Raw genomic sequence first — 4,122 nt, forward strand, 5'->3', positions numbered from 1 at the left:
GCCGCGGCGCCGACCGCGGCGAGCGGCACGGGCACGGCCCGGCGCTCCTCGCCGTCGCCCGTGCGCAGCACCCCGAGCATCTCGCGCAGTTCGGTGAGGGCCTGGCGGCCCATGTCCCCGACCAGCGCGGCGTTCTTCACGGCCTTCGGGGGGTCCTTGAGGGCCACCGCCTGGAGCGCGGCGGCGTGGACGACCATCAGGCTCACCCGGTGGGCCACGACGTCGTGCATCTCGCGGGCGATCCTGGTGCGTTCCTCCGTACGCGCCCACTGGGCGCGCTGCTCGGCCCGGTCGGCGAGCAGGGACAGTTCCTGCTCCAGGCTGTCGGCGCGCTCGCGCAGGCTCTCCATCAGCCGTCGCCTGGCGCCTATATAGAGGCCGAAGAGAACGGGCGGCAGTGTCACACCGACGGCGACGAAGCCGGCCATCAGCGGTGCGTACCAGGCTCCGGGCTCCGCGAAGTCGGAGGAGCGCACATCCTGGCGGACGCGGATCACGGAGACGATGAAGGTGGCGGTGAGCGACATGCCCGCGAGGGTGGCGATGATCCGCCGGGGCACCTCGGACGCGGCGAGCGTGTAGAGCCCGACGAGGCCCAGCAGGTAGCCCATCTCGGCGGGCGTGATCGCGATCGAGACGAGCACCACGGTGATCGGCCACCGCCGCCGCAGTACGATCACCGATCCGACGATCAGCCCGAACAGCACGCCGGCGGGCAGCGGAAGCGCGGTCTTCTCCGCGAATCTCGCGCCCTCCCAAGCGCACTCCAGGGCGGACAGCAGTCCGAGCCCCACGTCCAGCGCGGCACTGCGCCGCCGTCCCCACCACAGCCAGGTACGGGCGGCCGTGCCCGTGGCGTCCTGGTGTGCCCCCGTTGTGGTCATGTCTCCCAGACTAAGGGCGGGGCCGGAGGAATTTCCTGGCAGTTCCCGCCGGAGCGGCGCGGCCCCCTCGCGGGAGCGCACCCGAGGGGCCCGGGTTCCACCGTGCGGCGCGGGTGTGCCGGGTAGCCGCACACGGCTACAGACCCCCGTAGCCCCCCGTTGGACCCCGTAGACCCCCGTGCGACCTCCGCACACCCCGGCATGGGCCCGTACCGGGGCCGAAACGGGGAAGTACCGTCGCGGGGGAGGCAGGTGGTACGGCATAGTGTGGGGTGCCCAGTCGACAACCCTGGCCCTCCATCTGGTTTGATCGACTCTGCTATCCCCTGTGGTGTAATCGGCAGCACAGTGGCTTTTGGTGCCATTAGTCCGGGTTCGAGTCCTGGCGGGGGAGCCTCTTGATCCATGGCTCGGCTGATCCGGGCTCGGCTGATCCGGGCTCGGCTGATCCGGGCTCGGCTGATCCGGGCTCGGCTGATCCGGGCTCGGCGGACCATACGATTTCGGCCCGGATCCGGTCCGGCCCCGGGCTGAACCGACTCAGACCCCCGACAGGATCCCGGCCTTGGTTTCCCCAGGAAACCCCCCGGTATCCTTCGGGTGTCCACCACCCGAAGCCGAAGGGCATTCCCGTGAGCGCCAACCGCCCGGCAGCCGTCGTCGTCCTCGCAGCGGGTGAGGGCACCCGTATGAAGTCGAAGACTCCCAAGGTTCTGCACGAAATCTGCGGGCGATCACTCGTCGGCCATGTCGTCTGCGCCGCCCGCGAGCTGGCGCCCGAGCATCTCGTCGTGGTCGTCGGGCATGCGAGTGAGCAGGTCAAGGGGCATCTCACCGAGCAGTACCCCGGTACCCGCACCGCCTTCCAGGCCGAGCAGAACGGCACCGGGCACGCGGTGCGGATGGGCCTCGAAGAGCTGGGCCAGAGCATCGAAGGCACGGTCGTCGTCGTCTGCGGCGACACCCCTCTGCTGTCCGGCGAGACACTGACCGCCCTCACCTCCACCCACGCCGCCGACGGCAACGCCGTCACCGTCCTGACCGCCGAGGTGCCCGACTCCACCGGTTACGGCCGTATCGTGCGCGACGCCTCATCCGGCGCCGTCACCGCGATCGTGGAGCACAAGGACGCCACCGCCGCCCAGCGGGCGATCCGGGAGATCAACTCCGGTGTCTTCGCCTTCGACGGCCAGCTCCTCGCGGACGCGCTCGGCAAGGTCCGTACCGACAACAGCCAGGGCGAGGAGTACCTCACCGACGTCCTCGGCATTCTGCGCGAGGCCGGTCACCGGGTCGGCGCGTCCATCGCGGGCGATCACCGCGAGATCCTCGGCATCAACAACCGCGTCCAGCTCGCCGAGGCCCGGGGGCTGCTCAATGAACGGCTCCTGGAGCGGGCGATGCTCGCCGGGGTCACCGTGGTCGACCCGGGGTCGGTACTCATCGATGTCACCGTCACTTTTGAGCCAGACGCCATCGTCCACCCCGGCACCCAGCTCCTGGGCGCCACCCACCTCGCCGAAGGCGCCGAGGTCGGCCCCAACACCCGTCTGAGGGACACCGCCGTGGGCAGGGACGCCCGGGTGGACAACACCGTCGCCGACTCCGCCGAGGTCGGCGAGGGCGCCTCGGTCGGCCCGTACGCCTATCTGCGCCCCGGCACCCGGCTCGGCACGAAGGCGAAGGCCGGCACGTACGTGGAGATGAAGAACGCCACCATCGGCAAGGGCACCAAGGTGCCGCATCTCTCCTACGTCGGCGACGCGACCATCGGCGACCACACCAACATCGGCGCTGCCAGCGTGTTTGTGAACTACGACGGAGAAGCCAAGCACCACACCACGATCGGCTCGCACTGCAAGACCGGTTCGGACAACATGTTTGTGGCGCCCGTCACGGTCGGGGACGGCGCGTACACCGCGGCCGGGTCCGTCATCACCAAGGACGTACCGGCCGGTTCGCTGGCCGTCGCCCGGGGCCAGCAGCGGAATATCGAGGGTTGGGTGGCCCGTAAGCGCCCCGGCAGCGCCGCCGCCCAGGCCGCCGCGGCGGCCGTCGAACAAGTCCCCGACGAGAACTGACCGGAAACAGCGGCGCCGAACACGGCGTACCGTGATACGTGCACACAAATTCGGCTGGCCCGCGTTCTGTACGTCCGTACCGCCGTGGCCAGAGAACACCCTCTGAGGAGACAGTGCTGTGACCGGGTTCAAGACGACCGGCGAGAAGAAACTCATGCTCTTCTCCGGCCGCGCACACCCCGAGCTGGCCGAGGAAGTCGCACATCAACTGGGTGTCGGCCTGGTGCCGACGAAGGCTTTCGACTTCGCGAACGGCGAGATCTACGTCCGGTTCCAGGAGTCGGCCCGAGGTGCCGACTGCTTCCTGATGCAGAGCCACACCGCCCCCATCAATAAGTGGATCATGGAACAGCTGATCATGATCGACGCTCTGAAGCGGGCCTCCGCCCGGAGCATCACCGTGATCGTGCCGTTCTACGGCTACGCCCGGCAGGACAAGAAGCACCGCGGCCGGGAACCGATCTCCGCCCGGCTGGTGGCCGATCTGATGAAGACGTCGGGCGCGGACCGGATTCTCACCGTCGATCTGCACACCGACCAGATCCAGGGCTTCTTCGACGGCCCGGTCGACCATCTCTTCGCGCTCCCGCTCCTCGCCGACTACGTCGCCGCGAAGACGGACAAGGACAAGCTCACCGTGGTCTCCCCGGACGCCGGCCGGGTCCGGGTCGCCGACCGCTGGTGCGACCGCCTCGGCGCTCCCCTGGCCATCGTCCACAAGCGGCGTGACAAGGATGTCGCCAACCAGGTGACCGTCCACGAGGTCGTCGGCAATGTCGAGGGCCGGGTCTGTGTGCTCGTCGACGACATGATCGACACCGGTGGCACGATCTGCGCCGCCGCCGACGCGCTCTTCGCCAATGGCGCGGAGGACGTGATCGTGACGGCCACCCACGGTGTGCTCTCCGGACCGGCCGCGGACCGGCTGAAGAATTCGAAGGTCAGCGAGTTCATCTTCACCAACACGCTGCCCGACCCGGGCAATCTCGACCTGGACAAGATCACGGTGCTGTCGATGGCGCCGACGATCGCCCGCGCGGTACGCGAGGTGTTCGAGGACGGTTCGGTGACGAGCCTCTTCGACGAGCAGGCGTAGGCGCACGGCGTCCAGCCGGCAGTCCAGCCGCCAGTACGGTCAGGGCCGCACCCTCCGGGAG

General features: G+C 69.3%; 4 protein-coding genes and 1 tRNA gene. 4 read left to right on the top strand and 1 reads right to left on the bottom strand.

From position 1 onward, the window contains the following. The coding region (locus ACWF94_RS35205) for a sensor histidine kinase (protein ID WP_453498187.1) at nt 1–884 on the bottom strand (884 nt) is incomplete at its 3' end. Between the two features lie 322 nt (nt 885–1,206). Between ACWF94_RS35205 and ACWF94_RS35210 the strand changes: the two genes are divergently transcribed. The 4 genes from ACWF94_RS35210 (at nt 1,207) to ACWF94_RS35225 (ending at nt 4,061) form a co-directional block, all read left to right on the top strand. Further along, a tRNA-Gln gene (locus ACWF94_RS35210) sits at nt 1,207–1,278 on the top strand. A gap of 11 nt (nt 1,279–1,289) precedes the next feature. Next, the gene (locus ACWF94_RS35215) at nt 1,290–1,418 is read left to right on the top strand and encodes a pentapeptide repeat-containing protein (protein ID WP_453498190.1); all 129 of its coding nucleotides are present in this window, start codon (nt 1,290–1,292) and stop codon (nt 1,416–1,418) included. A gap of 98 nt (nt 1,419–1,516) precedes the next feature. Continuing rightward, nucleotides 1,517–2,965, top strand: a complete 1,449-nt coding sequence (gene glmU / locus ACWF94_RS35220) for a bifunctional UDP-N-acetylglucosamine diphosphorylase/glucosamine-1-phosphate N-acetyltransferase GlmU (RefSeq protein ID WP_453498192.1) — start codon at nt 1,517–1,519, stop codon at nt 2,963–2,965. Between the two features lie 118 nt (nt 2,966–3,083). After that, entirely contained in the window at nt 3,084–4,061 is a 978-nt protein-coding gene (locus ACWF94_RS35225) for a ribose-phosphate diphosphokinase (protein WP_453498195.1), read from the top strand. Nucleotides 4,062–4,122 lie beyond the last annotated feature (61 nt).

The organism is Streptomyces sp. NPDC055078, assembly GCF_053607985.1.